The sequence below is a fragment of the Fluviirhizobium alvei genome (genome assembly GCF_030551875.1).
GTDB classification, from domain to species: domain Bacteria; phylum Pseudomonadota; class Alphaproteobacteria; order Rhizobiales; family Rhizobiaceae; genus Rhizobium_E; species Rhizobium_E alvei.
This window is the reverse complement of sequence record NZ_JAUOZU010000015.1, coordinates 109,333-136,216: the sequence shown is the minus strand read 5'-3', so window position 1 is coordinate 136,216 and position 26,884 is coordinate 109,333. Positions and strand designations below refer to the sequence as shown.

General features: G+C 60.2%; 26 protein-coding genes and 5 pseudogenes. 10 read left to right on the top strand and 21 right to left on the bottom strand.

The window, feature by feature from the left end; translation table 11 throughout:
• Positions 1–243 precede the first annotated feature (243 nt).
• A complete protein-coding gene (locus Q4481_RS19515; protein ID WP_304378068.1) occupies positions 244–903 on the bottom strand; it encodes a FadR/GntR family transcriptional regulator in 660 nt (219 codons plus the stop codon).
• Positions 904–1,039: 136 nt separating this feature from the next.
• On the opposite strand from Q4481_RS19515, the gene Q4481_RS19510 reads away from it, so the two are divergent.
• The 8 genes from Q4481_RS19510 (at position 1,040) to Q4481_RS19475 (ending at position 9,070) form a co-directional block, all read left to right on the top strand.
• Positions 1,040–2,053, top strand: coding sequence for an ornithine cyclodeaminase family protein (locus Q4481_RS19510; protein ID WP_304378067.1), 1,014 nt, complete (start codon positions 1,040–1,042; stop codon positions 2,051–2,053).
• Complete coding sequence (locus tag Q4481_RS19505) at positions 2,050–3,543, top strand: NAD-dependent succinate-semialdehyde dehydrogenase (RefSeq protein WP_304378066.1); 1,494 nt, start codon at positions 2,050–2,052, stop codon at positions 3,541–3,543. Before Q4481_RS19510 ends, Q4481_RS19505 begins: the two co-directional genes overlap by 4 nt.
• A gap of 13 nt (positions 3,544–3,556) precedes the next feature.
• Positions 3,557–4,576, top strand: coding sequence for a dihydrodipicolinate synthase family protein (locus Q4481_RS19500; protein ID WP_304378065.1), 1,020 nt, complete (start codon positions 3,557–3,559; stop codon positions 4,574–4,576).
• Between the two features lie 89 nt (positions 4,577–4,665).
• Entirely contained in the window at positions 4,666–5,667 is a 1,002-nt protein-coding gene (locus Q4481_RS19495) for an ABC transporter substrate-binding protein (RefSeq protein WP_304378064.1), read from the top strand.
• 5 nt (positions 5,668–5,672) lie between these two features.
• Complete coding sequence (locus tag Q4481_RS19490; protein WP_304378063.1) at positions 5,673–6,503, top strand: ABC transporter ATP-binding protein; 831 nt, start codon at positions 5,673–5,675, stop codon at positions 6,501–6,503.
• A 9-nt stretch (positions 6,504–6,512) separates the two neighbouring features.
• Positions 6,513–7,319, top strand: a complete 807-nt coding sequence (locus tag Q4481_RS19485; RefSeq protein ID WP_304378062.1) for an ABC transporter permease — start codon at positions 6,513–6,515, stop codon at positions 7,317–7,319.
• Between the two features lie 18 nt (positions 7,320–7,337).
• A complete protein-coding gene (locus tag Q4481_RS19480) occupies positions 7,338–8,108 on the top strand; it encodes an SDR family NAD(P)-dependent oxidoreductase (RefSeq protein ID WP_304378061.1) in 771 nt (256 codons plus the stop codon).
• Positions 8,109–8,167: 59 nt separating this feature from the next.
• Positions 8,168–9,070 carry a LysR family transcriptional regulator gene (locus Q4481_RS19475; protein WP_304378060.1) on the top strand — a complete coding sequence of 301 codons (903 nt, stop codon included), beginning with the start codon at positions 8,168–8,170 and terminating at the stop codon, positions 9,068–9,070.
• On the opposite strand, the pseudogene Q4481_RS19470 reads toward Q4481_RS19475, so the two are convergent.
• From Q4481_RS19470 to Q4481_RS19460, 3 genes and pseudogenes are all read right to left on the bottom strand, one after another.
• A pseudogene (locus tag Q4481_RS19470) lies at positions 8,973–9,356 on the bottom strand (acyl-CoA dehydrogenase family protein); the annotation flags it as partial. The gene Q4481_RS19475 and the pseudogene Q4481_RS19470 sit on opposite strands and share 98 nt — an antisense overlap.
• A gap of 54 nt (positions 9,357–9,410) precedes the next feature.
• Positions 9,411–9,634: pseudogene (locus Q4481_RS19465) on the bottom strand (transposase domain-containing protein); the annotation flags it as partial.
• A gap of 131 nt (positions 9,635–9,765) precedes the next feature.
• A complete protein-coding gene (locus Q4481_RS19460; RefSeq protein ID WP_304378059.1) occupies positions 9,766–10,674 on the bottom strand; it encodes an SDR family oxidoreductase in 909 nt (302 codons plus the stop codon).
• Positions 10,675–10,751: 77 nt separating this feature from the next.
• Between Q4481_RS19460 and Q4481_RS19455 the strand changes: the two genes are divergently transcribed.
• A complete protein-coding gene (locus tag Q4481_RS19455) occupies positions 10,752–11,372 on the top strand; it encodes a TetR/AcrR family transcriptional regulator (protein ID WP_304378058.1) in 621 nt (206 codons plus the stop codon).
• 81 nt (positions 11,373–11,453) lie between these two features.
• On the opposite strand, the pseudogene tnpC reads toward Q4481_RS19455, so the two are convergent.
• The 5 genes and pseudogenes from tnpC to Q4481_RS19430 form a co-directional block, all read right to left on the bottom strand.
• Positions 11,454–13,007: pseudogene (gene tnpC, locus Q4481_RS19450) on the bottom strand (IS66 family transposase).
• A 72-nt stretch (positions 13,008–13,079) separates the two neighbouring features.
• Positions 13,080–13,430 carry an IS66 family insertion sequence element accessory protein TnpB gene (tnpB, locus tag Q4481_RS19445; RefSeq protein ID WP_304378057.1) on the bottom strand — a complete coding sequence of 117 codons (351 nt, stop codon included), beginning with the start codon at positions 13,428–13,430 and terminating at the stop codon, positions 13,080–13,082.
• Positions 13,427–13,816: an IS66-like element accessory protein TnpA gene (tnpA, locus tag Q4481_RS19440; protein WP_304378056.1), complete on the bottom strand. Its 390-nt coding sequence runs from the start codon at positions 13,814–13,816 to the stop codon at positions 13,427–13,429. The genes tnpB and tnpA overlap by 4 nt, the downstream gene beginning before the upstream one ends.
• A gap of 85 nt (positions 13,817–13,901) precedes the next feature.
• Positions 13,902–14,027: pseudogene (locus tag Q4481_RS19435) on the bottom strand (IS66 family transposase); the annotation flags it as partial.
• A 361-nt stretch (positions 14,028–14,388) separates the two neighbouring features.
• A pseudogene (locus Q4481_RS19430) lies at positions 14,389–15,418 on the bottom strand (IS110 family RNA-guided transposase).
• 88 nt (positions 15,419–15,506) lie between these two features.
• Here Q4481_RS19430 and Q4481_RS19425 point away from each other — a divergent pair.
• The gene (locus Q4481_RS19425) at positions 15,507–16,253 is read left to right on the top strand and encodes an IS6 family transposase (RefSeq protein WP_304378094.1); all 747 of its coding nucleotides are present in this window, start codon (positions 15,507–15,509) and stop codon (positions 16,251–16,253) included.
• 286 nt (positions 16,254–16,539) lie between these two features.
• Here the strand turns inward: Q4481_RS19425 and trbI are convergent, their stop codons facing one another.
• The 12 genes from trbI to traI are packed head-to-tail and all read right to left on the bottom strand — an operon-like array spanning position 16,540 to position 26,877.
• On the bottom strand, positions 16,540–17,862 hold the full coding sequence (trbI, locus tag Q4481_RS19420) for an IncP-type conjugal transfer protein TrbI (protein ID WP_304378055.1): 1,323 nt from the start codon (positions 17,860–17,862) through the stop codon (positions 16,540–16,542).
• Positions 17,863–17,874: 12 nt separating this feature from the next.
• The gene (gene trbH, locus Q4481_RS19415) at positions 17,875–18,348 is read right to left on the bottom strand and encodes a conjugal transfer protein TrbH (protein ID WP_304378054.1); all 474 of its coding nucleotides are present in this window, start codon (positions 18,346–18,348) and stop codon (positions 17,875–17,877) included.
• Positions 18,348–19,202 carry a P-type conjugative transfer protein TrbG gene (gene trbG, locus Q4481_RS19410; RefSeq protein ID WP_304378053.1) on the bottom strand — a complete coding sequence of 285 codons (855 nt, stop codon included), beginning with the start codon at positions 19,200–19,202 and terminating at the stop codon, positions 18,348–18,350. The genes trbH and trbG overlap by 1 nt, the downstream gene beginning before the upstream one ends.
• Positions 19,203–19,219: 17 nt before the next feature.
• Positions 19,220–19,897, bottom strand: a complete 678-nt coding sequence (locus tag Q4481_RS19405) for a conjugal transfer protein TrbF (RefSeq protein ID WP_304378052.1) — start codon at positions 19,895–19,897, stop codon at positions 19,220–19,222.
• Between the two features lie 17 nt (positions 19,898–19,914).
• Entirely contained in the window at positions 19,915–21,111 is a 1,197-nt protein-coding gene (gene trbL, locus Q4481_RS19400) for a P-type conjugative transfer protein TrbL (RefSeq protein WP_304378051.1), read from the bottom strand.
• Entirely contained in the window at positions 21,105–21,335 is a 231-nt protein-coding gene (gene trbK, locus Q4481_RS19395; RefSeq protein ID WP_304378050.1) for an entry exclusion protein TrbK, read from the bottom strand. The genes trbL and trbK overlap by 7 nt, the downstream gene beginning before the upstream one ends.
• Positions 21,332–22,141 carry a P-type conjugative transfer protein TrbJ gene (gene trbJ, locus Q4481_RS19390; protein WP_304378049.1) on the bottom strand — a complete coding sequence of 270 codons (810 nt, stop codon included), beginning with the start codon at positions 22,139–22,141 and terminating at the stop codon, positions 21,332–21,334. The genes trbK and trbJ overlap by 4 nt, the downstream gene beginning before the upstream one ends.
• Complete coding sequence (locus Q4481_RS19385) at positions 22,113–24,581, bottom strand: conjugal transfer protein TrbE (protein ID WP_304378048.1); 2,469 nt, start codon at positions 24,579–24,581, stop codon at positions 22,113–22,115. The genes trbJ and Q4481_RS19385 overlap by 29 nt, the downstream gene beginning before the upstream one ends.
• A 9-nt stretch (positions 24,582–24,590) precedes the next feature.
• Complete coding sequence (locus tag Q4481_RS19380; RefSeq protein WP_304378047.1) at positions 24,591–24,890, bottom strand: conjugal transfer protein TrbD; 300 nt, start codon at positions 24,888–24,890, stop codon at positions 24,591–24,593.
• Complete coding sequence (gene trbC, locus Q4481_RS19375) at positions 24,883–25,284, bottom strand: conjugal transfer pilin TrbC (RefSeq protein WP_304378046.1); 402 nt, start codon at positions 25,282–25,284, stop codon at positions 24,883–24,885. Before trbC ends, Q4481_RS19380 begins: the two co-directional genes overlap by 8 nt.
• A complete protein-coding gene (gene trbB, locus Q4481_RS19370; protein WP_304378045.1) occupies positions 25,274–26,245 on the bottom strand; it encodes a P-type conjugative transfer ATPase TrbB in 972 nt (323 codons plus the stop codon). The genes trbC and trbB overlap by 11 nt, the downstream gene beginning before the upstream one ends.
• On the bottom strand, positions 26,242–26,877 hold the full coding sequence (gene traI / locus Q4481_RS19365) for an acyl-homoserine-lactone synthase (RefSeq protein ID WP_304378044.1): 636 nt from the start codon (positions 26,875–26,877) through the stop codon (positions 26,242–26,244). The genes trbB and traI overlap by 4 nt, the downstream gene beginning before the upstream one ends.
• Between the last annotated feature and the right edge of the window lie 7 nt (positions 26,878–26,884).

Sequence of the window (26,884 nt, the reverse complement as noted above, 5' to 3'; positions counted from 1 at the left end):
GGTTGGTGCGACAATTCCATTCCAAGAGAGGGAGCTGTGTCCGAGCTGGAGCCGAGTGGCGGGTGCGCCACGATGTCAGCGCCGCCGACATGCGGCAAGGCCCTTCGTTTGAGGATCGATCGGCGTCCGGATCGGCATTGCCTGGCGACAGATCCAGGTCGGCAGCGTCAGCCGGGGGTTTTTAGCAGCGTTGGCACGCAGGACTGCGCCACGGCGGCTCAGGCGCGGGTGGCGAGGAAGCCTCTAGCGCAGGCCAAACAATCGTGCCCGTACATGGTTGAGATGCTGGCGCATTTCCTGCTCAGCGCCGTCGGGATCGCCGTTCTTGATCGCCGCGACGATGGCCGCATGCTGTCTATCGGTCTCGAGTGGCGCGCTGTCACTGCCGAAAACCGCATTGAGACGCAGATCGAGACCGGCACGGCCTTGGTTGCGCAGGGTGTCGTAGAGCAGAAGCAGCAGGCTATTGTGGGTGGCTTCGGCAATCAGCCGATGAAGCCGCTCATCAAGCCGCTTCCAATGCATGTAGGAGGGTGCTTCCGCCAGTTCTTCCAGGCATCGCTCGAGCGAGGCAATGTCGGCAGGTCGTGCGGCAATCGCCGCCTGGGCGGCAAGCTGCGGCTCGAAGAGCCGCCGCGCATCCATGATATCGCCGAGGCTGATGCCTTCGAACCACTCCGGAGACGATGGATCGATTTGCCGCGGGCCAATGAAGGTGCCCTTGCCGACATGCCGCCAGATGGTCCCTTCGTCCTCGAGCCTTTTAAGCAGCGTGCGAAGCCGTCCCCGCGAGACCTCGACCAGTTCCGCCAGGCGTGGCTCCGGCGGCAATTGCTGCTCGCCCCGCTGCAACGCCGTGTCGATGACGGCCCTCAGGCGCTGCTCATCGTTTTCTTCTGCCACACAAGTCTCCCTCGGCTGCCCTAGGATGTTTCATAAAATCTCGCTGGCCGCAAATCAACATAAATCAATAATATGATTGACACGCATTAATATGTCTAATAAGTCGCTTCTATCTTGATTTCTGTGCGGAGCGACAATGAGTTCGATGCAGGCCTCCCTGAGCCAACCCACGCTATTTCTTGGCGCCGATGATCTTGCCCATGCCTTTTCCTGGAAGGAAGCCATCCTGGAACTGAGAACAGCTTATGCCGCTGATCAGACGGAGGCCATGTTTCCACCGCGCTCGATGGCGCGCGGCAATGGGCTCTGGCTGCGCACCCTGACCGGGATCACGCCTGGCGGGGGCGTCATGGGCGCGAAAATGATCGCTGCCAATATTCGCAACAGTCGCGCCAGCTACCTAATTCCCCTCTTCGATCAGGAGAGCGTCGAGCTTCTGGCGCTGATCGACGGCAATTCAATCACGGGTTTTCGCACTGCCGCCACCACGGCGCTCGCACTAGACGCCCTGGCGCGTCCGGGTCGGGTTTCGGTCGGCATTCTCGGCACCGGCTTTGAAGCCCGCAACCATCTCGCGGCTTTTGCATCGGTCCGCGATATTTCCTCAGTCCGCGTCTTTAGTCCCAACCCCGACAGCCGGGCGAAATTCAAGCAGGAACTCGCGTCTCTCGGCCTCGATATCGCAGGTGACGCCACCGCCCGAGACGTCGTCGAGTCCCGGCCGGACGTGCTGATCTGCGCGGCCCGTTCGCGGCTGGAGGAACCGCTCTTCGACGGCGCCTGGCTGGCGCCCGGCATGACCGTGGCTTCGATCGGCTCGACCTTGCCCGAGCAGCGCGAGGTGGATCCCGAGACCATTGCCCGGGCCGAACTGATCGTTGCAGACATGGTCGAGGAAGTGGCTCATGACACGGGCGACATGCGGGCGGCAAAGGATGCCGGCGTGGTGTTCGAAAGCAAGCTTGTTCCGCTTTGCGACCTGATCGCGGGCCGTCACACCGGCCGCCGGTCGCCCGACGAGATCGTGCTGTTCAAGTCGGTCGGCGCGGCGCTGCAGGATCTTGCGGTGGCTGCCATGTGCTATCGCCGGGCCCAAGAACTCGGCCTCGGCACCATCCTTTCGAAAACCATCCATCCGGTGCTGAAATGACGCAACCCGTTGCCAACCCCGTGCCTTCCATCCTGTCCGATCCCACGCTCTTCAAATCCGCCGCCTATGTCGACGGCGCCTGGATCAGCCAGGGCAAGGCGGGCTCCTATGAATTGTTCAACCCTTCGACCGGCGACAGGCTGGCCGTTCTGCCGAAACTCGACCGTGGCGAAGTCGCGCAGGCGATCGCGGCGGCACACGATGCCTATGGGGCCTGGCGTCAGGTGCCAGCGAAAACCCGCTCTATTTTTCTGCGCCGATGGTTCGACCTGATCACCGAAAATGCCGAGGATCTCGCCCGGCTGATCGTGCTTGAGGAAGGCAAGCCCTTTGCGGAGGCCAAGGGTGAAGTTGCCTATGCGGCTTCGTTTATCGAGTGGTTCGCCGAAGAGGCCAAGCGCATCCGGGGTGACATCATGGCGGCGCCGGAAAAAGGCGGGCGGATCGTCGTCCTGAAGGAACCGGTGGGCGTCTGCGCCGCCATCACCCCGTGGAATTTCCCCGCGGCGATGATCACTCGCAAGGCCGCTCCAGCTTTGGCCGCAGGCTGTACCATGGTCGTCAAGCCGGCCGAGCAAACCCCGTTGACGGCGCTTGCTCTGGCCGAACTGGCCGAGCGCGCCGGAATCCCCAAGGGCGTGTTCAACGTCGTCCTGGGAAAGTCCCGCGATATCGGGCCCGAATTGACGGGCAATGTGCTGGTGCGCAAGATCACCTTCACCGGCTCGACCGAGGTCGGAAGCCTGCTTTTGTCCCAGGCGGCTGCGACGATCAAGAAAGCGTCGATGGAGCTTGGCGGCAATGCACCGCTGATCGTCTTCGACGATGCCGATCTCGACCAGGCGGTCGACGGCATGCTGGCCACAAAGTATCGCAACACCGGGCAGGCCTGTATCAGCGCGAACCGCGCCTATGTCCAGGCCGGCATCCATGACCGCTTTGTCGAAAAGCTCGCCCAGCGTGTTTGCGCGCTCAAGGTCGGCGACGGTTTCGAGGACGGCGTCCAACAGGGCCCGCTCATCGATGAAGCAGCCCTGGCGAAGGTCGAAGACCACATTTCCGATGCCCTGGCCAAAGGCGCGAGCCTACATAGCGGCGGCAGACGCCACGCGCGGGGAGGCCTGTTCTTCGAGCCGACCGTGATGTCGGGTGTCACATCCGAAATGCGCGTGACGCGGGAGGAGACTTTCGGACCTGTCGCGCCGGTCATTCGCTTCGACAGCGAGGCCGAGGCGGTCGCCATGGCCAACGACACCGAGTTCGGGCTGGCTGCCTATCTGTTTTCCCGCGATGCCGCGCGCATCTGGCGCGTCGCCGCAGCCATCGAAGCCGGCATGATCGGCATCAATACCGGCCTGATCTCGAACGAAGTCGCGCCCTTTGGCGGCATCAAGCAGTCGGGTATCGGCCGGGAAGGCTCGATCTACGGCATCGAGGAATTTCTCGAAATGAAATACCTCGCCTGGCATGGCGCGGGCGAAACACTCTGACAGGGAGACGAACATGGCCTCGTACAAAAAAAACGAAGCACGGGACTGGGCACGCGAAAAGCTGGTCGGGGTGATCAATTGCACCATTCCATCCTTTTCCAACGATCTGACACGGCTCAATGAAAAGGCGATCCGCCACGATACACGGCTGGCCATCGAACATGGTTTCATCGGCTCGCTCGGCGTCTCCGAAGTATCGATCACCCTCGATGAATATATCGATTTCCTGGCGATGATGAAGGACGAGGCGGCACACAGGCTGGTCATCACCCATCATGCCAGCTGGAACACACTCGAACAGAATATCGAGGCGATCCAAAAGGCCGAAGCGGCAGGTGCCGAATTCGTGTTGCTTTCCTATCCGCCCGCCTTCTACCCGGAAAGCGAGGATGACATCTACAATTATACCAAGGCGGTCTGCGATGCGACCAACCTGGCTGTGATGATCTTCCCGATGTTCCTGTGGGGCTTCTCTCCCCGCATCCACGCGTCCGACATTCCGGCCTCGCTGATCCGCCGGCTGATCGACGATTGCCCCAATCTCGCAGCGATCAAGGCGGAAGGCGGCTTTCCGTCGATCCAGAGCGTCATCGAATGCGACAGGCTGTTTGGCCGGGAGGTGGTGATCTCCATGCCGATCGAGGGTGAACTGATCCCGTTGTCGCAGATCATGCCGATCCAGCTTTCGGCCACCAGCGACCACGAATATTGGGGGCCGCTCATTCCCCAGGTCTTCAACCTGCTGCGCAACGGCGAATTCGACAAGGCGACCGAAATCTACTGGCGCATGCACCCGGCGCGCAAGGCCAAGGGCCTTGTCGCCCAGCAGATGCATGGCGGCCATTTCATCAACCGCTATGTCTGGAAATTTCAAGGCTGGCTGCAGGGTTACAATGGCGGGCCGCTGCGCATGCCTACCCAGCGCATCCACGATCCTCAGATGCTGACACTGCGCAAGGGGCTGATCGATGCCGGCCTCAATCCGTCGATGGAGCCGTTCCGCGAATTCTTCATCGGCCGTCATCCGATGTGAGGGGAAACAGCAACCGCGGTGGGCCTGAGTGATCAAGCCCGCCGATCCCACATCATAATCCGGCGCAAGCGCCACAGGGAGGAAATGGCATGAAGACATTGATTTCGGCTGTTCTTGCAGCGGCGGTCCTGATCGCTCCTGCTTCGCTCGCCCATGCGGCCGACAAGGTCCGCTTCGGCAGCATTCGGGTTCCCGTGCAGATTTTCGTCGGCATGAAGATGGGCTTCTTCGAAGAGCAGGGAATCGAGGTTGAACCGGTTTTCTACAAATCGGGCTCGGAGATCGCGCCGGCCTTGGCCACCGACCAGGTGGATGCGGCCTTCACTACGTCCGGCGCCGCACTGTTCAATGCCCTGGCGCGCGGTGCCAAGATCACCATTGTCGCCGAAGCGCTTGCCCTCGAACCGGAAGCGCCGGGCGGCGACCCGACGGCCATTGTACTGCGCTCGGATCTGATAAAAAATCCGCAGAAACCGGCCGAAGATCTCAAGGGCAAGACGCTGGCGACAACGGCGCCAGGCCAGATCCTTGATATCATGATCAAAGCCTATCTGAAGAAGATCGGCCTTTCGCCTTCGGACGTCAAGATCGTCGGCATGCCGATGCCCGACATCGTGCCGGCGCTTTCCAATGGCGCCCTCGACGGAGCCATCGTCATCGACCCGTTCCTGTCCGCACTCGTCGAGGCCGGCAAGGTCAAGGTCCTGGCTCGATCATCTGAAATCCTGCCGAATGCCTCCCAGGCCTTCCTCGCCTTGTCCGACTCGATGCGGCAGCGCCAGGACCTTTCGGTTCGCTTCGTTCGGGCCTATCTGAAAACCAATGGCTGGATGCGGCAGGCCTTGGCCAGTCCCGATGGTCGCAAGGAAATCGCCGCCATCTTCCAGGAATTCGTTCCGGCTAGGAGCGCCGAAGTCTACGAACTTATCGCTCTCGGCACCGCATCGGCTTCGGCCGAAATCAATGTCGACGGAGAATATGGCCTGAAATGGCAGTTGCAGGTCTTGAAGGACGAGGGATTGATTAAGGGCGATCCCGATCTGGATGCTCATCTGGACAGCGACTTGCTCAAGCGGGCGGGCCAGGAGTGAGCGTGTTGGATGCGGCAACAGGCCAGTCTTCTGGCAAGATCGTGGTAAGCGGGGTCAGCCGGGTATTCGGCGACCCCGACAAAGGGTTCAAGGCGCTCGGGCCCGTGGAGCTGTCGGTCGGGCGGGGAGAATTTCTCTGCGTGGTCGGGCCGAGCGGTTGCGGGAAATCGACGCTGCTCAGAATGTTTGCCGGCCTCGATCGTCCCTCGGTCGGCACAATCGCCATCGGCCACGACAATGTCGCCAGGCCGATGACGGCAATGATCTTTCAGCAGGAATCGGTCTTTCCCTGGCTGACGGTCGAAGAAAACGCGGCCTATGGCTTGAAGGCAACGCGCACCTGGAAAGGGGCGGAGAGCCAGGAGCGCGTCGACTATTTTCTGGAAAAGACCGGGCTGAGCTCGTTTCGCAAATTTCGCCCCGATCAATTGTCGGGCGGCATGAAGCAGCGGCTGTCGATTGCCCGGGCCTTCGCCACCAATCCCGAAATCCTGCTGATGGACGAACCCTTTGCCGCGCTCGACGAGCAGAACAAGCTTCTGATGCAGCAGGAACTGGCCAGCCTGTGGGAAGAGTTCCGCTCGACCGTGATCTTCATTACCCACGGCCTGGACGAGGCCGTCCTGCTCGGCGACCGCGTGGTAGTGATGAGTTCGGCGCCGGGGCGCATCATCCATAGCATGTCGATCGACCTGCCAAGGCCGCGCCATGCCTCGGAAATTCGCCGGATGCCGGCCTTCGCCCGCTATACGAGCGAGCTTTGGGACATTCTGGGGCATGAAGTTCTGGAAGCGCGGCGACAGGAAAACCGGCGGATCCAGGGACGGGCGCAATAGGAGGCTGTGATGGCTGTCATCGAAACCATGACTGGAAGCGAGAGAGGCATGAGCCGCGGCTTTGGCCGCTCATTGCCGCTCGGCATTGTCTTTCCCATCCTGTTGCTCGGCCTGTGGGAAGCGGCCGCCCGGGCGGGGCTGATCAACGTCGCCTTTTTCCCTGCCCCGACGACGATCCTCTATACGGCCGTCCTCCAGGCGCAGACTGCGCAATTCTGGGGCGATCTGGCCATTAGCCTCGAGCGCATCGGCATCGGCCTGATGATGGGCGCCGTGCCGGGCGTGCTGGTCGGCCTCGCCATGGGACTGCTGAGGCCCGTCCACGACGCGCTCAATCCGCTGTTCGCCGCGCTGTTCCCGATTCCGAAGATTGCCCTGCTGCCGCTGTTGTTGCTGATCTTCGGGATTGGCGAAACCTCGAAACATGTCGTGATCGCCATCAATGTCTTCTTCCTGATGACGCTCAATACCTATGCAGGGGTCGCGGCCATTCCGAAAATCTATTTCGACGTGGCCACGAATCTCAAGGCATCGCGCCTGACGACCTACCTGACCGTGGCGTTGCCCGGTGCGCTTCCGGGCATCTTCACGGGGCTGCGGATCTGCATGGGGACCGCGCTGATATTGCTGGTAGCGGTAGAATTCTCGACCGCCGATTCCGGCGTCGGCTATAGGATATGGTGGGCCTGGACGGTGTTCTGGGTCGACACGATGTATGTCGGCTTTCTGGTAATTGCCCTCTTGGGTCTCGCTTTTTCCTATCTATTGGATTTTATCGAGCGCCTGCTGATCTCCTGGCGGCATGGACGGCGCTGAACTGAAAGGACGACTTCTATGATGGATGCGAAAGGCCAGAAACGGCTGGAAGGCAGGATTGCGGTGATTACTGGCGCAGGTGCCGGAATCGGCAAGGGTTGCGCGGCTATGTTCGCCGCCCAGGGCGCGATCGTCTACGGGCTGGACAGAAATGCGGCAGGCCTCGAGGCCACGAAGAGCGAGGCCGGAATCAATTTCATTCCGCGTACCGTGGATCTCCTCGACGAGAAGGCTGCAGAAAATGTGATCGCCGAGATCGGCACCGCGCATGGCCGAATCGATATTCTCGTACCAGCGGCCGCGTTTTCGCTTTTCGCTTGGATCGACGAAATGTCCTATGACCAGTGGAGAAAGACGCTTGCCGGCGAACTCGATATCGTCTTCCTGGTGACGCGTGCCGCCTGGCCGTATCTCAAGGCCAGCGGCAAGGGATCTATCATTAATTTTGCTTCGGCTAATTCCCATGTCGCTCTCGACGGTTCTCCCGCGCTTGCCCATTGCGCTGGCAAGGGCGGTATCCTTGCCATGACTCGGCAACTGGCGATGGAAGGTGCGCCGCATGGCATTCGCGCCAACTCCATCGCTCCAGGACTGATCCTCACAGAGCAGACCGCTCGCCACATGCAGATGGATGCTGAGTTCGAAGGAAAAGCCATGCAGAAGATGATGATAAAGCGGATCGGCCGGCCCGAGGATATCGCCTGGTGTGCCGTCTGGCTCGGCTCCGATGAATCGACCTATGTAACCGCTGCGGATATTTCCATCGATGGCGGCGCGACTGCTTGGTAGGTTTTATCAAATAAAGGTGGTTGGAATTCAAGGGCAAGCACTCAAATTGAGACTGAGGTATGGTGCGATTCAGGCGTTTGGACCTCAATCTATTGGTGGCCTTGGATGCCTTCCTGATGGAGCGCAACGTGACTCGTGCCGCCGAAAGGCTCCGCATCAGCCAATCTGCGGCGTCCGGTGCACTCGCGAGACTTCGGGAATACTTTGGTGATGAGTTGTTGATCCAAGTTGGCCGGAAGATGGTGCTCACTGAACGGGCGAGGCTGCTGGAAGACGCGGTGCAAAGCGTGCTTCGCCAAATTGACTCCACAGTGGTTCGACGCCCAGTTTTCGATATGGAAACTCAAAAACGGACGATACGAATTGTCGCATCCGACTATGTGGAAATCGTTTATCTTTCATCTTTGATTAGTCGCCTTTCCAACGAGGCGCCCGGCCTGAAACTGTTCATCGAGCCACCTGATGAAGACCCGGTCGCCCGTTTGACGCGCGGGGATGTCGACTTGCTGATAATGCCGGAAATTTACCTATCAGATAAACACCCCTCTGAACGCTTGTTTAGCGACGATTATGTGGTGGTCGTTTGGAGTAGGAATCAACGATATGGTGATGAGATTACGGAGGATGAGTTTTTCAACGCATTCCATGTCGCCGCAAATTTTCCTGCGGATAGACTCCCATTCGACGACATCCATTTTCATGGTTATGGCAGGACACGTAAGGTGATGCTCAAAACCCACAGCTTTTTCAGTATTCCGTCGCATGTGATCGAGACGGATAGGATTGGTCTGATGCCGCGCAGGCTAGCATCGTCAATGGTTTCGATGATGTCGTTGAGAATCTTAGCCTGTCCAATCGCAATCTCTAAGCTTGAGGAGCGCGTACAATGGAGTTGTTGGTCTGAGGGTGATCCATGCCTCGAATGGATACGCCGAAAACTGGTCGCTTCTGGCTTACAGTGAGATTGAGCAGGCCGAGATCGGTGCCGACGGAGGCTTCCGTCAGCGCCATGGCGCCGATCCATTCGCCGGAGATCATCTTCGGCAGGTGGGTCTGCTTCAGCTCGTCATTGGCGTGGTGGGCGATCGCCTGGGTCGCGCCGCGCGTCAGCCCCGGAAACAGGCCGAAGGAGAGGTTGGCCGAGGAGACCTTCTCGTCGAGCAGGAGCTGCAGGACGCGTGGCAACCCCTGGCCGCCATAGATGGGATCGCCGGAAAGCCCACTCCAGCCGGCGTCGGCAAAGGCCCGGCAGGCGTCGGCGAAGCCCTTGGGCGTCGAGACGCGCTCGTCTTCCGGAAGCGATCAGCTGATGCCGTCAGTCTTGAAGTTCCACGGCATGAGGCTTCGATTTCGGACGCGGGCCAGCCTTGAGCGATGTGGGTCAGGGTCTGAGAGAGCCAATCGAGCGGATCGACATTGTTCATCTTGGCTGTCTGCAGGAGCGTGGACAGAGTAGCCCAGGTTCGTCCACCGCCCTCGCTGCCGGCGAATAGACTGTTCTTTCTGGTAATGGTTTGCGGCCGGATCGTAAGGGGTGTTTTCCCCCCACATTGACTGTATTTGGTGGGCCGTTCTGTAAAAGACCTGCCAAGGCATTGGCGGCTGGAACGCATCAACGACAGAATTGGCGTGAACCGGTATCCGAATTAGCGGTCTCTCAGAACGCTATCCCCGTCATGTGTTCGGAGATTTCCCACAGTTTATTCCTGGCGATGGGGTCGAGTGCTTGTGCAGGAATACGCGCGGGGTGTGGATGCCCACGAGTTTCACGGAGCCTGTCGGGGCCGTAGTAACCACCTCCAACTGCGTGAGCGGACGTCGCGGCATACAGTGAAGGGAGCGCACCCTGTGACGCGGGCTGGAGTAGGAACCACAAAAATGTTCTGGCGAGGCCCTCCAAGCTGCGCCGACCCAGCGTGTTGTGCACGAGATCAGTCCGCGCGACGCCAGGATGAGCAGCCAAGCCTGAGTGTCCCCAGCCACCGGCGCGGCTGCGGCTGTCGAGTTCTAGTGCAAACATCAAGCATGCGAGCTTCGACTGGCTGTATCCCGCCAGTGGCCGATAGTTCTTCTCTGCATTGATGTCATCAAAGTCGATGTGGCCACCGTTGGCAGCGAGGCTTGAGAGCGAAACCACGCGCGCATTGCCCTTTGAAAGAAGCGGTTTAAGGCGAGCCGTCAATGCGAAGTGACCGAGATAGTTCGTACCCAACTGCAGTTCGAAGCCGTCGTTTGTTACCTGCCGTTTAGGCGTAAGCATGACGCCAGCATTGTTCACCAGAAGGTCCAGGCTCTGCTTCTCGTTCTCCATGTGCTGTGCAAATGAGGTAACCGAGGACAAATTGGCAAGATCAAGTTTGCCAAACTGAACAGTTGCACCGGGAACCGCGCGTACGATATGAGAGACAGTTTCAGCGCCTTTTTCTGGGTTGCGGCCAGCTATGGTCACGTCACATCCTGCTCTGGCGAGCGCAAGCGCGGTTTCCAACCCTAATCCCCCGGTTCCGGTCACTACGGCGGTTCGTCCATGCAGGTGTGGGATGTCGGCTGCGGTCCACTTGGTCATCTTACATCTCGTTGCTAATTTTTGCACTTGGTGTAAAATAAATATCGCACTGAGTGTAAGTTTACAAGAGGACTCCGTTGAGCGATTTTGATCATGAGGATAGGGCCAGTGGCGGCTTGCGGGAGCTGAAGAAGCGCGAGACCAAAAAGCGGATCACGGAAAGAGGTATCGCCCTTTTCCTGAAGCAAGGCATCGATCAGACGACCCTCGATGAAATTGCTGCCGCTGCGGGAATTTCCCGCAGAACCTTCTTTTACTACTTCAAATCCAAGGATGAGATTCTGCTATCCATGCTGAGTGGGATGGGGGAGATGCTGACAAATGCGGTCAGAAAAGCTCCCGACCAATCCACCCCAATGATCGCAGCCAGGGACGCGGTTCTCAGTGTATGCAATACAATCCCATCAAGCGAGATGATCGAGCTGGATCGACTGATGCGGACGAGCCCAAGCGTGCAAGCACGTAAGCAGGCGTTTTACGTGCAGCAGGAGGCCGAAATCTACGAAGCGCTTAAAGAGCGGTGGCCAGAGCCAGACAGCTCGACGGTGTTGCGGATCGTTGCGATGGTGTCGGTTGGTGCCCTCCGAGTTGCTGGAGACATCTTCCATAAAGAGCAGGGTTCCCGACGCCTGGTCGGAATACTTGAGGAAATTTTTAGCAGCGTAGATAAACAAATCCGTCTAGGGGAGGTTGGCTGATCTAGGTAATTGGACAAGTCCATGTATTAGACGTCGGGCGTGATCGCAGTTTCGTTGTCAACCGCAGATGCAGTCGCTCGTTCATCCGATATAATTCCATGGCATAAGCTCACACACCCTGCTCTGTTTGTGCCCGTTGACGACGGCAGTGAGTGTGCTGCCTAGATAGGCGAGCGGATCGACGGAATTGAGCTTACAGGTTTCGATGAGCGAGGCGATGGTCGCCCAGTTCTCGGCTCCAACGTCATGTCCGGCAAATAATGCATTTTTGCGATTGAGGGCTATCGGCCGAATGGCCCGCTCGACACTATTGTTGTCGATCTCGATGCGGCCGTCGGTCAGGAAGAGCTTCAGGCCATCCCAGTATTTGGCGATGTAGGTCAAAGCCTCGCCGAGCGGAGACTTCGTCGCGACGCGGGCGCGGTGATGAATGAGCCACGCCTGCATGTCGGCTACGAGTGGTCCTGATCGTTCCTGCCGACCTACAAGGCGAGCCTCAGGTTCAAGTCCCCGAAGTTCGGTTTCGATGCGATACAGCTCGCCGATCCTTTTGACGCCGTCCTCGGCAATCGGCGCGGCTCCGTTGCGAGTGATCTCCACCAGCTTGCGGCGGGCATGCGCCCAGCAATAGGCGAGCCGAATGTCCGGGCCAACGCGGTCTGGCGCGATCAACCTGTTGTACCCGGCATAGCCATCGACCTGTAGGATGCCGGAGAAGCCCTGCAATATCCGTTCTGCATGTATGCCACCGCGACCGGGTGCATAGGTGAAGGCGACGCCGGGTGGAGCGCCGCCACCCCAAGGGCGGTCATCTCGCGCAAGTGCCCAGAGGTATCCGGTCTTGGTTTTGCGGGAGCCAGGATCGAGGACCGGAGCACGGGTCTCGTCCATGAAGAGCTTGGATGAGCGCTTCAGATCGGCAATCAGCGCATCGAAAACGGGCCGCAGTTCATAGGCTGCCCGACCGACCCAGTCAGCCAGCGTGGATCGGTCGAGGTCAATGCCTTGGCGGCTCATGATCTGCGCCTGCCGATATAGGGGAAGATGATCGCCGTATTTGGAAACCAAGACATGGGCGACGGTCGCTTCCGTCGGCAGCCCCGCTTGGATCAATCGCGCTGGAGCTGGAGCCTGAACGACGCCATCTGTGCAGGCTCGGCACGCAAATTTGGGCCGACGCGTGACGATGACCCGGAACTGCGCCGGGACGACATCCAGCCGCTAGGAGACATCCTCTCCAATACAATGCAGGCAAGCGCCGCAGACGCAGATCAAGCTTTCCGGCTCGATCACCTCTTCGATACGAGGAAGATGCTTTGGAAGTGAGCCTCGATTGATCGCGCGTGGCTTAGCAATCCTCTGTCCGGCAGGAGTGTCCGCCTCATCCTCGGCATGGATGGCGGCCATGGCCGTTTCCAGGTCTTCCAGTGCCAGATCGAACTGGTTGGGATCGGTCTTCTCGGACTTGCGCCCGAAGGTTGCCTGCTTGAAGGCCGCGACCAGTCTCTCAAGCCGTTCGATCCGCTCATCTTTGCGGGCAATCTCGGCGTCTTTGCACGCCTCGCGTGCCTGCGCCGCGATCAGCATCGCCTTCAGGGCGGCAACATCGTCGGGAAGATCGGCGGTATCAAGCATGACCATAAGTTACCAAATCCCTGCCCGCTTTACCTTCGGAATCTATCGTGCTGAGTCATCGTGCCGCAGCGACTAGACGGTCTCCGGCGTTCTCGTCTTGACGGCATGAACCCGCCGCCAATCGAGACCAGCGAACAAGGCTTCGAACTGGGCGTGGGTGAGCGTCATCAGGCCATCCTTGATACCAGGCCAAATGAAGCTTTGTTCCTCCAGCCTTTTGTAGGCCATGACGATCCCGGAGCCATCCCAGTAGATCAGCTTCAACCGGTCAGCCTTGCGTGACCGGAATACAAAGACCGTTCCGGTGAACGGGTCCTTGTGCAACTCGTTCTTCACAAGCCCCGCTAATCCGTCATGACCCTTGCGAAAATCCACGGGTTTGGTCGCCACCATGATCCTGACGCGGTTCGACGGAAAGATCATGTCTCCGCCGCCAAGGCGCGGGCGATGGCAGCGATCCGGGATGCGGACGCGCCTTCCTCCAGGCGGATCGTAACCGGACCGACGACAATCTCGGCGCGCGTGACAGACTCGACCGCTGGCTGTTCCGGCGCTGGGGTCTCGACGACCATGGCCGCAAACTCGACCGCGTCTTCCGGCTCTAGCAATACCAGCTTGCCCTGCCGAGCCAGTGTTCGCCAGGACGACAGGTGGTTGGCCTTCATCCCGTAGCGTTCCGCCACTTCGTTCACCGTCACGCCTGGACGTAGGCTCTCCGATACGATCCGCGCCTTGACCTCGTCAGGCCATTGGCGATGCGCCTTACGTCCGCTCCGTCGCGTTGTGAGAACCTCCAACGTACTCTCCATGGAGAAACTCCTTGTCGCTCATCCATGGACAGTGGATCACAGATCAGGCGATAGCGGACAATGTGGGAGCAGAACATCGGTTACGCCGGATCGCCTGTTCGACGATGTTGGAATCGATCTCGATGCGGTCGTCGTTGAGAAAGCGTTCAAGAGCTTCGCGCCGGGTTAGTGCGTAGCGGATCGCTTCGGCTGTTTTGGATTTGCCAGAGACTTTACCGGGGCCTGTCGCAAATTTTCTTGGTTAACGGCCTGTTGACCACCAGCGGAGAAATTGCCGCTCCCAATGTAGCGGAGCGTAGCTATGATTCTTCTGTGGTTGCCGCCCGTGATGCAAGAGGTTTCTGGCCCGATGGGTATGTGATCGAGTGCGGTCTTCTGTCAGGCCTGTAAACGCAGCATTTCCAGAAGCCGCTGGCCGGTATGGTGATCTGCGGGTCGGGTTCAAATCTGAATGTCGAACTCTACTGCTCACGAATCATTACTGGTTTTCCCGATCCAGATCTTTTCGCCCATTCGGGTCGTCGCCTTCTTCCACCCCATTTTCCGGCAACAGGCTGATTACAGCATTTTGATCATGTTGCTATCGCCTGCGCCGGAACTCGATAATCCTCATGTTTTGTGAGCAGCGCCCAGATCGTGCGCGCCATCTTGTTGGCCAGTGCAATCGCGACCAGCATTCGCGGCTTTCGAGCGAGCATGCGCCCTAGCCACGATCCTTCCGGGATGGATTTTCGGCCCAGCCAGTTCAGGCGTGACATCGCCCCGATAATCAGCAGTCTGCGGATATCGGACTGCCCTGTCTTGGAAATGCGTCCGAGCCGCTGTTTACCGCCGGACGAGAACTGGCGTGGCACGAGGCCGAGCCATGCGGCAAAGTCACGACCACACCGGAAGTTCCCCATCGGCGGGGAAAAGGCTTCGACGGCCAAGGCAGTCAAGGGGCCAACGCCGGGAATAGTCTGCAAACGCCGCGCCGTGTCAGCTTCAGCCGCCAACGCCTTAATCTTTACGGTCCGCTGAGTGATGCGCATTGTCTTTTCGGCGATCTGTTTCAGCAGATCGCGGCATTCCTCGCGCATCAACTCTGGCAGGTCACTGTTTGGCTCGTCCAGAATCTCCTCAATACGCTTGAAGTGGTGAACACCCTGCGGAACAATATGGCCATATTCATAAAGGCAAGCTCTGAGCGCGTTGACCAATTCGGTACGTTGATGGACGAGCTCGTTCTCGAGCCCGAAACAGGATCGCCCGGCTCTGCTGCTCCGCAGATTTCGGCTCCACGAAGCGCATCTTCGGTCGCTGGGCTGCAATCACGATCGCCTCCGCGTCTGTCGCATCGTTCTTCTGCCGCTTTACGAACGGCCGCACGTACTGCGCCGCGATCAGCTTCACCTCATGGTCCAGCCTAACCATCTCACACGCCCAATAATGCGCGCTGCCACAGGCTTCCATCACCACCAACGCCGGCGGGTGTTCCGCCATGAACTTGGAAAAATTCTGCCGTGACAGCTTCTTTCGGAACCGAAGCTGCCCGGTCATCGACGCGCCGTGTAGTTGAAAGACATTCTTTGCTAAATCCACGCCAATCATCGTGTCGTTCATAACCGTTGCCGTCCTTTCCGCTCAGTGGCCTCAACACCACATCCTGGCACATTGCGATGCCGTCTGGGGAGGGCGGCAACCACCCCATCTGAATTCGATTGCCGAGAAGCTAAAGCGCCAGTCGAAGGATGATTTCAAAGGCAGGCATTTCGAGGCATGGTTGATTGTACAGGCGGTAGCTTGGTATTTGCGCTATCCGCTCAGCTACCGAGATCTCGAGGAAATGTTCCGGGAACTTGGCTTCGAGGTCGATCATAGCACCGTCAACCGCTGGGTATTGGCTTATGCGCCGATGATCGATAAACGGCTGCGGCAGTTTCGGCGACCCCACTGCGGCTCAGTCCGGATTGACGAGACATACGTCAAGATCCGCGGCAAATGGCGCTATCTGTACCGAGCCATCGATAAACACGGCAATCCGGTGGATTTCCTGCTAACCACTAAGCGCGATCTCGACGCCGCCAAACGGTTCTTCCGCAAGATGCTCAAAGACGAACCCTTGTTGTCGCCGAACAGGATCGGGACGGACGGGGCCAACACCTTCCCGTCAACGATCAAAACGTCGGTTGATGATGGGCTTCTCCATCCGGACCCCGTCCACTATGTCACCAGGCACCTCCAGCAAGGCATCGAAAGTGACCATTTCCGGGTAAAGAAGAACATGCCAAAGATCGGTGGTTTCCAATCCTTCAACACAGCGCGGCGAACTATCGCGGGTTTCGAGGCGATGCTGTGGTTGAGGAAAGGCTTTGGCTTTTCAGGCGGTTGGACTGTAAACGACCAGAACGATTTGCTTGCGCACCTCTTCGGACTGCGAAAGGTTAACAAAGTATGAAAACGAGGATGCTCAGGGGATAATCGCGCGCTCAGAAAATGTTTGCGACTGGCCCGGCCATGCACTGAGCTAGGCGGTAAACTTTTGTCGATAGGCTCGATGTTGCCGGGCTCGGCTTTAGGCATGTGGGCGCGGTGTAGGTGGGGCGGCCATGTTTCGACCCGCGCGGAGATGTGCGCTGGATGAAATGAAGTCAAATGCTAGTGTTTGAGAGCGGCGAAACGTGTTTGGTCAGTTCAGATCTAACTGCCTCACGCGGTCGAGCGGGAGAAAAGCGCGACTTGCGTCAGGTTTTGTCTTGATAAACACTCGGAAACACGATGTCCTGATCAACAAGCACGTTGAACTTGTACCCTGGCCGGATTTCCAGCGTCGGCTGGACATTGAGATTTCGGCTAATCGTTTGCTCGGCGACCCGGCCGAAGCTCTCCGCGAAATTCCGCCTTGCCGCATCGGATGCCGTCTCCTGCGCGGCGAGCGTCGAACTCTCCGGCAAGGATGCGTCGATCCCTGTCCCAATCAGCGCGATCAGCGCCGCCGAGCCGAATGTCCGCCAATAGTGGTTGTTCACCTTGTCGTGGAAACCGCCATAGCCTTGCGCGTCGGTCCCCGCCATGCCGCCAATCTGCAGCGTCGAGCCGTTCGGGAAAATGATATCCGTCCAGACGACGAGGACGCGGCTCTGCCCGAACGACACCTTGCTGTCGTAGCGGCCGAACAGCTTCGCTCCTTGCGGGATCAGCAGGCGATGTCCTGTGGTGCTGTCATAGACGTTCTGGCTGACCTGGGCGGCGATCCGGCCGGGCAGATCCGAATTGATGCCGGTGATCAGCGTCGCCGGGATGACCGAACCGCGTTTCAGTTCAAAGGGTGACTGCTGCGGTACGACGCGGTTCGGCAGGTAGCCGACCTCCTTGAGATCGGCGTTGAAGAAGTCCTCTTTGGAACTCTGCCCGTTCGGGTCGACATTCTGCCCCCCGAACCCGGCCCGCAACGCGGCGGCATAAAGATCAGAGTTGGCGCCGGTGGTCGTCGATGACGCAGCGTTCGTCATCGTTCCCGCCGAGGTGGTCTCGTCTGCCCTCGCCTCCAGCTTGCTGCGGTCGATGGCGAGTGGTGCGTCATAGGCCGCGTCATTCGCCTGCAGCCGGGCCATGCGCTGGCGATGCCGCTCACGCAGATATTGCTCCCGCTGTTCCCGCTCGAGACGGGCACGCCAGACCGCTTCGCTTTCCAGCTCCTGCCCGCGCTGCTGCACCTCGCGTTGTCCCGGCTGCGGCGTGAAGGGATTGTTCGCCTTCTCCTCGGCCTGCTTTGTTTCGACAGGTGTCGGCTGGAACGTCGTCTGCTGCAGCGGCTCGCCGATGATGCCGTCCGTCACGCCGCGCTTGATCTGGTCGGCGAAGGTCGAGGCCGGATTGCCCGAACTCGTTTCCGGACCGCTGTCCTTTCCGAAGTAGAGTCCGCGGGAGGCAAGCCCATAGAAAATGACGCCAAGGAAGGCGATCACCAGCACGATCACCACGATAATCGGCAGGCGGTTGATCCGCTTGATGCCGGCTTCCGCTTCGGCATTCGCAGCGCCACCAAGTTGCAAGGATTGCACCATCGTCGCCTCCCCTCAGCCGCGCCGCATCAGCGAAAGTGCACTCGCCGGCATTGCACCGTTTGCCGTGACTGTGTAGGCGCGGCCAAGTTCGACGCTATCGGTCGAAAGACGCGCCAGCACTTGCCCGTCGAATGGCACGATCACATAGGCGAGCGGGATGACCTTCGTACCGCTGTCCGTCTTCTGATCGGTGACGACGGCATAACCCCAGCCTTTCAGCGCCGCCTCCAGCGCCTGCCCGAAGGGCGAGGTTTCCGGTTTGAGGGCAACCGTCGCCTTGCCGGGTCCGATCTGCTCGGCAAGGCGGCTGACCATATCGCCGGCAATGGCGCTTGCAGCCGGGCCGGAGATCTCCGGCGGCGCGTTGCTGGCGACGAGACCATCAGTCCCCATCGATTGGCATCCGGAAAGGAGGATGGTCAGGGCGAAGGGTGTGGCAAGGGCGCGGATGGGGCGCAAGAGGAGATAGTGCGGAAAGGTTCGCATCACCGCCCTCCCCTTCTGATCGTCACCTTTTCCTGTTTCCAGCCGACGCCCGAGACGAGGACCGCGCGATCGATGTGATAGTCGACCACCATCATGTCGTTCTTCATCCGATAGTTGACGATCCGGTTCTGGCCGCCGGAGGTGACGAACAGCACTGGCGCATCCTGGCCGGAGATCGAGCGTGGGAACTGGATGTAGGTTTTCAGGCCGTCCGAATAGACCCGTGTCGGCCGCCAGCCGGCTCTACCGGAGACCGAATAGGAGAAGTTCAACTGCTCGGCTGGAACGCCGGCGCCGGGGATGGTGCTCGCCTCGAGACGGGCATTGATGTCGGCGAGTGTCGCCGAGACGTCCTCCGGATACTCGAATCCGACTCGGGCCATGTATTGCGTGGCATGCGACTTGAGCTGGATATGATAGGTCCGACGCGACGTCGTCACCACCATCGAGGTTACCAAGCCCGGCTCCGACGGCTTGACGATCAGATGGATCGCCTGGCCACCGGCCGGCCCTGATGTCGCCGGCTCCACCTTCCAGCGCACCGTGTCGCCGACCAGCACGTCGCGAACGACCTCGCCGCCCTGAAGTTCGATATCGCAAACCTGAAGTGGCGAGCAGACGACCGAGGGCTGAACCTCGCCATAGAGGAAGATCACCTTTCCGTCCGCTCCCTTGGTGACCAACCCTCGCGATCCCCGCCACTGGGTGGAAATCCCCATGCCCTTCGCCTCGTTGGCGGTCACGCCGTCGGCCGCAAAGACGTCGAGAGGTGCAAGGGCGGAGAGCGCCAGCCCCGTCGGTGCGATTGCGCAGGCAATCAGCATGGCCGAAAATCGTCTGTGTTGGATATTCATGTTCGGGGCCATGCCTTTCAAAGCTGCGCTGTCCAGTCGAAGTCGCGGAGATAGAGACCGATGGGATTGAGGCGGATGACGCCCTCGTCCTGCGGCGGCGTCAGTGTCACGGTGGCGATGCCGCGAAAGCGGCGTGTGGCCGTTTCCTTGCCGCGGCGGTCGCGCTCGAACTCGGTCCAGTCGACCTGATAGGACTGGTTCGACAGAGCAACGATGTTGTTGACCTCGACGGCAACCGTGGCGGTTTTCGCCTTCTCGAAGGGCGAACTGGAACGGAACCAGGCGTTGACCTTCTCGGTCGCGGGATCCGAGGTCCTGAGCAGGCCGTAGGTTCGGTCGATATATTGCTTTTGCACCACCGCATCCGGCGTCACGCTCCGGAAATTCGTGACGAAGCTGCCGAGCGTCGCGCGCACCACACGCGGGTCTGCATATTCGATCTGCTGCGGGAAGCCGGCATTGGAGGCCGTGCCGAGCTTGTCGACCTCGACGATATAGGGAACGAGCTTCACTTGAGTGCTCTGGTAGAGAGCATAGCCGAAGCCGATCACCGCCATGACCATGCCGGTGACGCCGACGATGCGCCAGGCCGCGGCGGCCTTCACATAGGAGCCATAACGCTCGTTCCATTCATTGCGCGCGGTCAGATAGGGATTGGCAATATGGGGATTATTTGGCGGATTGCGTCCGGCCATGGGTGATCAACCTCCAGCTATTTGTTCTCGTTGATGGGCGGGGGTGGAGGTGGCGGCGTGGGCCGGTCCGACTGACGCGTCTGGTCGAGCTTGGCGTTGGCGAGGCCGAGCAGCGATCCGGCATAGGCGCCGGGAGAGGCGATCGCCTTCTCCTTGGCAGCCGATCCGGCAGCCCATCCAGCACTTCCAATACCGGACGCCATGCCGCGAAGCGCCGCTCCGGCCATCGAAGAGCCCCCCGCCCTCGCTGAGTTCGCCGTCTGCGCCCCTTTCGTTGCGGCACTCGCGCCAAGGAAAGCGCCGCCGGCCGCGAATGTCGCGGCCTGGCCGCCATGACGGATCGCTTCCATACCTCCGGCAACCGAGGCGCCCTGGACCACACCCTGCAGGATCGGCGGGACATACATGGCGATCACGAAGACCACAACCGAGATGCCGGCGATGGCAAGTGTGGTGATGAACTGCTCGGAGGTCGCTGTCGGCGCCTCGGCAAGCCCAAGCAGGATGTCCGAGCCGATCTTGGCGATCATCACCAGCGCCATCAGCTTCATGCCGACGGAGAAGGCGTAGACCAGATATTTAACCGCGAAATCCTTGGTGAAGGACGAGCCGCCGAGACCGAGCATGATCATGCCGGCGAGCAGGCCGACATACATCTCGACCATGACAGCGACGAAAATCGCCGCAACCAACGAGAAGCAGACGACGACCACGACCATGGCGAAGACGGCGGCGATCGCCAGCGCATTGTCTTCCCATAAACCGAACTTCGCCTGTTCGGACATCTTGGTCGCGACCCGGATGCCCGCGTCGAAAATGTTTGCGGGTGATGCCGAGCCGCCGCCGGCGCCGATCTGGTAGAGGCTGTCGACCACGGCCTTGGCGAAAGACGGCCCTTGGTCGAGGATGAAGGCGAAGAGGCCGATGAACATGATCCGCCGCACGAGCTCGGCAAACCAGCTGTCGAGCGAGGCGGCGTTGATCGCCAGCCACACCGCGGCGATCCCGACTTCAATGCCGGCAAGAATCCAGAACAGCGAACGCGCCGCGTTCATCACCGTGGTTTCCCAACCTTTCGCGGCCGTGACGACGGAGTTTTCCAGCGTCGTCAAAACCGAACCCTGTTGGGCAAGCGCCGGTGTCGCGACCAACAGGATGAGGCCGATCGAAATGAACGCAAGCTCCAGCTTCCGGGAAGGATGGACAATTACCATCGCGGCTTCATCTCCTGCCCGCCACGCACGCCGCGCTCCGGGTCGCCACTGAAGAACTGTTCGCGATGCTTGCGGCGCTCGGTTTCGGAGGCAGGTTGCGTAGAGGCCGCGCCCGATCCGGACACGGGCGCCGGACGCGGCTGCTCCACGATCCAGGTGACGATGCCGCCTCCGAACGCGACGATCCCCGCCAAGACGAGAATGATAATCAGACGCGGGCTCACCAGCGTGGCTCCATCGTCTGGCCGCCGCGAATGTCACGCTCGGTCGCGCTAAAAAACTGTTCGCGTCTCGCCTGCGCCAGATCCTTCTGTGCCTGTTCGGACTGATACCACGTTCCCATCATGGTCATCTGCTGGGAGACGAGGCCGCGCAGCTTCTGCATCTGCGCAACCTGTTGGGCGGCGATCTGGTGTCCGACCTGCAGCGCCTTCATCTGGCCGTCTGACGACTCCGACATCGAGCGCAGCGACGACATCGTGCTTTCCTCGCTCGAGAACTGATCGGCCGTCAGATTGGCCGCCTTCAGCGTGCCGGCGATCGTGTCGCGGTTGGTGTCGGACCAGTTCTGATAGGTCGTGGAGAAGCTCGCTCCATCAGGCAAATTGCTCTTCATCTCGGCAAAACTCTGGAAGCGCTGCTTGAGAACGTCATCGATATTGCCCATCGAGAAGGCGACACCCTGTCCTTGTGCCACGACGTTTTGCAGGTTCTTCAGGGCGTTTTCGACCTGGCCCCAGATGTGGTTGGGAAGTTGAGCGGTGTTCTGCAGGAGATTGTTGTAGATGTTGAGCTGGTTCTGGATCTGCTCGGCAAGCTGAGAAATCTGGGTGATCTGATTGTTCACCTGTTCGGCCGATTTGCCGACCAACGAGACGAGCTCGGCATTGTTGGCGAGCTGCGTCCACTCGGTCGCCTGCCCGGTGACTCCGCTGGCTTGAGCTGTAACCGGTGAAGTGGCGGAGAGCATAATGGCCGCGATGACGGTGGCGCACGCCACCTTACTTGGCCGGGAAGAATGTTTCGTCATGGGCGATCCCCCTTTGCTGGAGCCATTGAAGAGGCCATGCGGCCCCATGTTCGAGATGAAGGGCGCGGATGCGCTTCAGATCTTCTTTGCCGGACGCGCCGACGAACGAGAGCGCGACGGGCCCGAGCGCCATGTCGAACAGTCGACGTCCCTCAGGCGAGACGACGTAGTATTCGCGCTTGGGGAGTGCCGTCGCGACGATCTCGATCTGCCGCTCGTTGAAGCCGATGCGTTCATAGAACTCGCGGGTGCCAGGCTCCCGCGCGGCCCCGTTGGGCAGGCAGATTTTTGTCGGGCAGGATTCCTTCAACACATCAATGATGCCGGAGCGTTCCGCATCCGAGATCGACTGGGTTGCAAGCACCACGGCGCAATTTGCCTTGCGCAACACCTTCAGCCATTCGCGGATCTTGTCGCGGAAAACGGGGTGGCCGAGCATCAGCCAGGCCTCGTCGAGGATGATCAGGCTGGGTGCGCCGGTCAGGCGCTTTTCGATGCGGCGGAACAGGTAGGTGAGGACAGGCACGAGATTGCGCTCGCCCATGTTCATCAGTTCCTCGATCTCGAAGCATTGGAAGGCGCCCAGTACCAGACCGTCCTCCTCGGCATCAAGCAACTGACCCATCGGGCTGTCGACGGTGTAATGGTGTAGCGCGTCCTTGATCTCGCGCATCTGAACGCCGGATACAAAGTCTGAGAGTGAGCGGCCACGCGATTCCGCCATCAGCCCGATCTGCCGGGAGATGGCGTTACGATAGTCGGGCGTGATGGTGACACCCTGCAGCGCCACGAGCGTCTCGATCCATTCCGCCGCCCATGCGCGGTCACCATCGGTCGAAAGTTCAGCGAGCGGGCAGAAGGCGAGCGCCATGGCCTCCCCCGTTGCCGAAGGACCAATATCGCCGCCGATCTGGTAGTGGTCGCCGCCGACGCCAAGCGTCAGTGGCAGCATCGAACCGCCCTTGTCGAAGGCGAAGACCTGCGCGTCTGCGTAGCGCCTGAACTGCGCGGCGATCAGTGCCAACAGGGTCGATTTGCCCGAGCCGGTCGGGCCGAAGATCAGCGTATGGCCGACATCGTCGACATGCAGGTTCAGCCGGAACGGCGTCGAGCCGCTTGCAACCTGCATCAGCGGCGGTGAGCCGGGCGAATAGAATGGGCAAGGCGCGACCGGATTTCCCGACCAGACCGAATTGAGCGGGATAAGATCGGCGAGATTGCGCGTGTTGATCAGCGGTTCGCGAATATTGGCATAGGAAACGCCCGGCAGGCTGCCGAGAAAGGCGTCTGTCGCATTCAGCGTCTCGATCCGTGCGCCAAAACCTTCCGCCTGGATCAGCCGGCGGACCGCCTCGCACTTCTCTTGGCAGCGAGACTGATCCTCGTCGAAGAGGACGATGACCGGGGTGTAATAACCATAGGCGACAAGTTGCGATGACGCCTCGGCGATCGCATCCTCGGTTTCGGCAACCATCATCATGGCGTCCTGATCGACCGAACGGCTCTGTGTCTGAAACAATTGGTCGAAGAATGGGCGCACCTTCTGCTGCCACTTCTTGCGGGTGCGTTCGAGTTTCGCCCTCGCCTCCTCGGCATCGAGGAAGACGAAGCGCGACGACCAGCGGTATGTAAGCGGCATCAAGTCGAGGCTGTTGAGGATTCCTGGCCAGCTCTCGGCTGGTAAGCCGTCGATCGCGACGACACCCAGAAAGCGATTTTCGACCAAAGGCGTGAGGCCGTGCTGCAATTCGGCCGTTACCAGCCAGTCGAGATACATGGGGATCTCGGGCAAGCGCACCGGGTTATTCTCGCCGGTGATGCAGAAGCGGATAAACTGGAACAACACGTCATATCGGGCGACCCGGAAACCGCCACCTGTCTGCGCCTCGCGTGTCATCATCCGCCGGATCGAAACGACATTGGCGAGATATTGTTCGACCTCGCGGATCGTAGTCAGGAAGCTTTCGAGCGCTCTATCGGCATAGGTTGCGGAACGGCTGGTCGCATCGGAATAAATATAGCGTGTTAGCCCCGAGCGCCGCGGCTCAGGCGGACGCCAGGTCAGGATCAGTGCGTGCCGGCTCTCGAAATGTCCCCTCTCCTTCTGGAAATGGGCGCGCCGTTCGGCGTCGATCGCCCGCGTGACCGGATCGGGGAAGTGGCAATCGTCCTCGGCCGGATAGTCTCCGGTAGGAATCCTGATGGCCTCCACCTGGATCATCCAGCCGGAGCCCAGCCGAGACAGGATCGTGTTGATCTGCCGCGAGACTTCGTTTCGCTCGGCGTCAGTCGAGCTCTCGCTGTCGGGTCCGGCAAAATACCAGCCGGCCATCAGCGAGCCGTCCTTGAGCAGGATCACGCCGTTGTCGATCAGGCCGGCATAGGGCACCAGATCGGCAAAGGACGGACCGGAATGACGGAATGACTTGAGGGCAACCATCGCGATTCCTCAGAACCTGCGCCACGGTGAGGACGTGGCGCGGTAGAATGTCTTGTAGGAGATGTGGCGGATATAGACCCGGCGCATCAAAGGATCAGCTTTCGCCATCATCCGCAGTGCCGCGACGGCGATCATCCAGATCGCGATGCCGAAGAGCGCAGCATACCAGGTCAGCACGACGAAGATCAGGATGACGGCGGCAAGCGCCGTGAGCAGCACGAGTTCGCGGTCGGCACCCATTAGAAGGTTCGGACGCGACAGGGCCCGATGCACACGCGAGCGGGAGAGGTTCGAACCGGCATCAGCCATGCGCCCCCTCCCCTTCCGGGCGATCCATTGCTGTCGGCTCGGTGGTGCGAGGCGTTGATTGTGCTTCAATCTCGCCTATACTGGCGCCTGTCGCGCCGAACAGGGCGACGATCTGCGTTGCACCCAGCAGAACACCGCCGACGAGAGCGACGTAGCAAAGTCTTCGAGCAAAATCGTTGAGTTCGCCGCCGAAGATCAGCATGGCGCCAGCGATGGCCACAGCCGCCAGCGCGATGAAGCCGGCGACAGGGCCGGTAATGGACTCCTGGATCTGCTCCAGCGGCGATTCCCATGGCAGACTTCCACCCGAGGACGCCAGTGCCGGTTCGGCCAGGCCAAGAGAGATGGCGGCGAGGCCTAGGCAGGCGAGCGTGATTTTTATCTTATGCGACATGGCTGTACTCATCGGTCTGGGCGTAATGTTCGGTCCGGTAACGGGCATTGCCGAACCCCTCGACATGGATCACGTCCCTGACCCGCCTCCCTTTCCCAGTGCGCTCAATGGAAACGACAAGATCGACGGCTTCGCCGATCACCTCCTGCATGGGCTGCTGGCTCGCTTCCGCGGTCAGTTGCTCCAGCCGGCGTAAGGCAGACATCGCCGTATTGGAGTGGATGGTGGTGACGCCACCGGGATGGCCGGTGTTCCATGCCTTGAGCAGAGTGAGTGCGGCGCCGTCGCGGACCTCGCCGACGATGATGCGGTCAGGTCTGAGACGCATCGTGCTCTTCAGGAGCCGGGCCATATCGACCGTGTCGGTCGTGTGGAGGGATACAGCATTTTCCGCCGCGCACTGGATCTCGGCGGTGTCTTCCAGAATGACCATGCGATCATCCGGCGCCGTTGCGACGATCTCGGCGATGACGGCATTGGCAAGCGTCGTCTTGCCGGATCCGGTACCGCCTGAAATGACGATGTTCAGGCGCGACGCGATCGCACTGCGCAGCACCGAGGCTTGTGCTTCGGTCATGACTTTCGACATGACGTATTCGTCGAGCGGGATTAGCCGCGACGCGCGGCGCCGGATCGTGAACGCCGGCGCCGATACCACCGGTGGCAGCAAGCCCTCGAACCGATGTCCGCCGATCGGCAGTTCGCCGGAAATAATCGGTTGTTCGTCGTCGGCTTCCGACTGCAGCGCATGGGCGACGCTGCCGATGACGACTTCGGCAGTCGTGGCACTCATCGCGCCGGCCGGGGCGACCCCGTGCCCCAACCGTTCGATGAACAGCCTGCCGTCGGGATTGAGCATGATTTCGACGACCGTTGCATCGTCGAGTGCGACGCAAAGTTGGTCGCCGAGGGCGTCCTGGAGCTTGCGCACGAGACGGGGATGGGAGCGGAGTTGGGTCACGCGGCGCTCCTGAAGAGGCCGGAGCCAGTACGCTCGAGTGCCGAGCGGTTAGCGGGCGGGCAGACCTGTTCGAAGCTGGCTCGATCGGCCGGCAGGCTGCCCGCGACGGCGATGGTGTTCCCGATCGCAACCGGATCGCCGAGGCGGTGCATTGGCCAGCCAGCACGCTTCAGGATGCGTTCAAAGCGAAGATCGGTCGCGGTAACAATCTCACTGTAACCGTTCGCCATCGACCATTCGATGATGCCGGCGAACATGGTGAGCGTGACCTGATGGAGGCACCCTCCCCTCCCCGCTTGAAGCGAGGTGTCGACGCAAAAACGTGAACTCTCGACCATCGCAGCATGGGCGCCAAGCGAACCGCGCTCCAGCAGTTGGGGGAATGTCTGCTCCAGCATCGTCGGGCCAGATGCAGGCAGCAGGCGCGCACAGCCGACGACTTTCTGGTCGGCTGAGACCGCGAGGATGTAGGTCGGTAAGAGATCATCATACTGATCCCGCTCTCCCTGGTCCGTAATAGCGACATCCCATTCCAGGCGACCGCCAAACACGGCGGCCCGAAGACGGTGCATCTGGTTCAGGTAGTTATGGTTGCTTGCATAGTGGTCGGCCGAGACGCTCAGAATCTGCATTGTGATC

What these genes read in the sequence shown, in the direction of transcription:
- Q4481_RS19510 (WP_304378067.1), top strand. Translation starts at nt 1,040, where the DNA reads ATGAGTTCGATGCAGGCCTCCCTGAGCCAACCCACGCTATTTCTTGGC.
- Q4481_RS19505 (WP_304378066.1), top strand. Translation starts at nt 2,050, where the DNA reads ATGACGCAACCCGTTGCCAACCCCGTGCCTTCCATCCTGTCCGATCCC.
- Q4481_RS19500 (WP_304378065.1), top strand. Translation starts at nt 3,557, where the DNA reads ATGGCCTCGTACAAAAAAAACGAAGCACGGGACTGGGCACGCGAAAAG.
- Q4481_RS19495 (WP_304378064.1), top strand. Translation starts at nt 4,666, where the DNA reads ATGAAGACATTGATTTCGGCTGTTCTTGCAGCGGCGGTCCTGATCGCT.
- Q4481_RS19485 (WP_304378062.1), top strand. Translation starts at nt 6,513, where the DNA reads ATGGCTGTCATCGAAACCATGACTGGAAGCGAGAGAGGCATGAGCCGC.
- Q4481_RS19480 (WP_304378061.1), top strand. Translation starts at nt 7,338, where the DNA reads ATGATGGATGCGAAAGGCCAGAAACGGCTGGAAGGCAGGATTGCGGTG.
- Q4481_RS19475 (WP_304378060.1), top strand. Translation starts at nt 8,168, where the DNA reads ATGGTGCGATTCAGGCGTTTGGACCTCAATCTATTGGTGGCCTTGGAT.
- Q4481_RS19460 (WP_304378059.1), bottom strand. Translation starts at nt 10,674, where the DNA reads ATGACCAAGTGGACCGCAGCCGACATCCCACACCTGCATGGACGAACC.
- tnpB (WP_304378057.1), bottom strand. Translation starts at nt 13,430, where the DNA reads ATGATCTTTCCGTCGAACCGCGTCAGGATCATGGTGGCGACCAAACCC.
- tnpA (WP_304378056.1), bottom strand. Translation starts at nt 13,816, where the DNA reads ATGGAGAGTACGTTGGAGGTTCTCACAACGCGACGGAGCGGACGTAAG.
- trbI (WP_304378055.1), bottom strand. Translation starts at nt 17,862, where the DNA reads ATGGTGCAATCCTTGCAACTTGGTGGCGCTGCGAATGCCGAAGCGGAA.
- trbH (WP_304378054.1), bottom strand. Translation starts at nt 18,348, where the DNA reads ATGCGAACCTTTCCGCACTATCTCCTCTTGCGCCCCATCCGCGCCCTT.
- trbG (WP_304378053.1), bottom strand. Translation starts at nt 19,202, where the DNA reads ATGAATATCCAACACAGACGATTTTCGGCCATGCTGATTGCCTGCGCA.
- Q4481_RS19405 (WP_304378052.1), bottom strand. Translation starts at nt 19,897, where the DNA reads ATGGCCGGACGCAATCCGCCAAATAATCCCCATATTGCCAATCCCTAT.
- trbL (WP_304378051.1), bottom strand. Translation starts at nt 21,111, where the DNA reads ATGGTAATTGTCCATCCTTCCCGGAAGCTGGAGCTTGCGTTCATTTCG.
- trbJ (WP_304378049.1), bottom strand. Translation starts at nt 22,141, where the DNA reads ATGACGAAACATTCTTCCCGGCCAAGTAAGGTGGCGTGCGCCACCGTC.
- Q4481_RS19385 (WP_304378048.1), bottom strand. Translation starts at nt 24,581, where the DNA reads ATGGTTGCCCTCAAGTCATTCCGTCATTCCGGTCCGTCCTTTGCCGAT.
- Q4481_RS19380 (WP_304378047.1), bottom strand. Translation starts at nt 24,890, where the DNA reads ATGGCTGATGCCGGTTCGAACCTCTCCCGCTCGCGTGTGCATCGGGCC.
- trbC (WP_304378046.1), bottom strand. Translation starts at nt 25,284, where the DNA reads ATGTCGCATAAGATAAAAATCACGCTCGCCTGCCTAGGCCTCGCCGCC.
- traI (WP_304378044.1), bottom strand. Translation starts at nt 26,877, where the DNA reads ATGCAGATTCTGAGCGTCTCGGCCGACCACTATGCAAGCAACCATAAC.